This is a genomic window from Facivitalis istanbulensis (assembly GCF_040560405.1).
In the GTDB taxonomy this organism is placed as follows: domain Bacteria; phylum Pseudomonadota; class Alphaproteobacteria; order Sphingomonadales; family Sphingomonadaceae; genus Sphingomonas; species Sphingomonas istanbulensis.
Genome location: NZ_JAVSCQ010000061.1, coordinates 1 through 2,788, shown reverse-complemented (window position 1 = coordinate 2,788; position 2,788 = coordinate 1). Strand labels below are relative to the sequence as shown.

General features: G+C 55.5%; 1 protein-coding gene and 1 pseudogene. One reads left to right on the top strand and one right to left on the bottom strand.

Annotation, left to right across the window (positions count from 1 at the left end; translation table 11 throughout):
* Nucleotides 1–77 precede the first annotated feature (77 nt).
* Nucleotides 78–902, bottom strand: a complete 825-nt coding sequence (locus tag RN629_RS18080) for a glycerophosphodiester phosphodiesterase family protein (protein WP_407036476.1) — start codon at nucleotides 900–902, stop codon at nucleotides 78–80.
* Between the two features lie 467 nt (nucleotides 903–1,369).
* On the opposite strand from RN629_RS18080, the pseudogene RN629_RS18075 reads away from it, so the two are divergent.
* Nucleotides 1,370–2,535 (top strand): annotated as a pseudogene (locus RN629_RS18075) (IS3 family transposase).
* Nucleotides 2,536–2,788: the final 253 nt, after the last annotated feature.

Genomic DNA, 2,788 nt, shown 5'->3' with positions numbered 1-2,788 from the left:
ATAACCCGCGATCCGCTCCCATTGCTCGTCCGTCAGCGTCCGTCTGCTCAAGGCCTGGCTCCTTCACCAACCTTGAATCAGAACTCTCGCCTCATGGAAATCCTGCAAATGCAGACGCACCCTAGAGCACTTTCCATATTTGTCGTATATATAACTATAACCATGGGGGGCGTGTCGACGCCAGCCATTTTCATGTCCTGAATATATTCGCCGCCATCAGGCCAAATCGTGGCATTTAATTTGAAAATAACAAAATCGCTCGCTTTCAATTTTTCCGTTTTGCCATGGGAGAAATCGCGATCGTCTTCACTCAGTATTTTTGCAACGGCAATTGCATCATTCTTAGTTTTTATATCGAGAGCAATCACAGAAGACGATCTACTATAGTAATAGTAATCTAGAATATTCTTAAAACTTGTTGCGATGAGGGTACTTGGCGCACTAAAGTACCTACCATCTCTCAGGAATATTTCGTTAAATCTGTCGAAATTTACGGCATCAACTCTTGGATTATCTCCAGTATTTGTATATGCACTAAAATTATTTCTTGGGATTGTGGTAGCTCCGCCTAAATTGAAGTCGTGTGATATCACGGCAACATTATCTTTAGTTGTCTTTATGTCCATCTCAACGGCCTCAATGCAATGCTTAAGATCCGTGGGGCTCCCAGCAATCTCCGCTGCATTAAGTGAAGCTATACTGTTTTCCGGTAGATTTCCTGTGGTCGCGACTTTCTTCAGCCATAGTCCTCGATGTGCCAGTATGACTGGCCCATGCGGAGCGGGCGAGCGCATAACCTTTATTACAGACCGTGGATCGAAACAGCCAGCATGTGCCGGAGATGTTATCGCCGCCGAGCAGGATACTGCAAATACCCACAACCATAATTCATGCTTCGTCATATATAATATTTCCTCATTAAAATTATTGGAACGCTGTCGCTGTGTTGCTTTTTGCTTTGATCTCTTCCTCAGCTTGAGCCAAGGCGGGCATTGTGAGGAATGAGGATGTAGGCAGCGCTACGTGAGGTGAATCACGAAAGGTTGCCATGCTGAATTCCCCCTGAAACGATTCGATTGAGAGATAATTATTCACCTAAAGTGATATATATGACACCGAGCGCCATTTCCATTGAGTGCAAGCTGCAACGGAGTTATCAAATGCGCTTCATCTTTGACTTCCTTACGGTTTTTTAGCCCGATTTGAGTGGGAGTTTTCCGGCCCTGTAGAACCCCCTGAGCCTGCCTCTGTCTCTGGTCCGGTCTTTGCGAGAAAAGCCGGCTCGTTTTGCATCGGGGCAGGCATTGACATGACCCCCGTTTCTTCATCCACCTGGACCTAGAGACCGGCCCTTGAAGGGACGAACGGAATGAAGCGGAAGCAGTTTTCGGAAGAGCAGATCATCGGCATCCTGAAGGAGGCCGAGGCGGGCGCGGTGGTGACGGAGTTGTGCCGCAAGCACGGGATGTCGAGCGCGACCTACCATGCATGGAAGGCGAAGTTCGGCGGCCTGGAGGTATCCGACGCGAAGCGGTTGCGGTCGCTCGAGGAGGAGAACGCACGGCTCAAGCGGCTACTCGCGGACACGATGCTGGACAACGCGGGGTTGAAAGACCTGCTGTCAAAAAAGTGGTGACGCCCGCCGCGAAGCGATAAGCGGTCGCGCATCTCCAGACGACGCTGGGGATGAGCGAGCGGCGGGCATGCGCGGTTGTCGGAGCGGATCGCACGAGCATGCGGTATCGCTCGTGCCGGGCGGACGATGGCGACCTGCGGTTGCGCTTGCGCGATCTGGCGCAGCAACGTCGGCGGTTCGGCTATCGGCGGCTGCACATCCTGCTGCGCCGGGACGGCATCACGATCAACCGCAAGAAGACCCAGCGGCTCTACCGCGAGGAAGGGTTGACGGTCAGGCGCCGGAAGGGACGAAGGCGCGCCACAGGCAGCCGTGCGCCCGCGCCGGTGCTGGCGCTTCCCAACCAGCGCTGGAGTCTGGACTTCGTCCACGACCAGCTCGTGACCGGCCGTCGGTTCCGCGTGCTCAACATCGTTGATGACGTCACGCGCGAATGCCTGCGGGCGGTGGTGGACACCTCGATCTCGGGCCGGCGGGTCGTGCGCGAACTGGCCGAGCTGATCGCGGAGCGTGGCAAGCCGAAGATGATCGTCAGCGACAACGGGACGGAACTGACGTCGAACGCGGTGCTCGCCTGGTCCGGCGATGCCCGCATCGAGTGGCATTACATCGCGCCGGGCAAGCCGACGCAGAACGGGTTCGTCGAGAGCTTCAACGGTCGCATGCGCGACGAACTGCTCAACGAAACCCTGTTCTTCACGGTTCGCCAGGCCCGCTCGATCCTGGCGCGCTGGGTCGACGACTATAACACCGAGCGACCGCACTCGTCGCTGGGCTACGCTACCCCGACGGCATTCGCCGCCAAACTCGAACAGCAACGGGCGGGGTTAACCCCGCCCGTTGCTTCACCTGCGCTCATGCGCGACAACACCGGCCGGTCTCTGGTTGCCGCTGGATGAAAGACTGGGGTCATGTCACTCCATATGACAACTTGGCGCGCTATATTGGCAGCGGCTCAGACGAGCCTCGCCAAAGGCTCGTCCCGTTAGGTAGTATTGCGCCTTAGCATTACAGTTGCATTCTAGTTTTGAGGTGAGCCCTTCTTGCTGCAGCTTGGTGAGCTCGTCTCCAGCATGACCAGGCGATGACGTAGGCAGGCTCGATCCGGCGCTGAGCGAGCTTGTTGGCGATGCGTCGGACCTCCTGAACGGA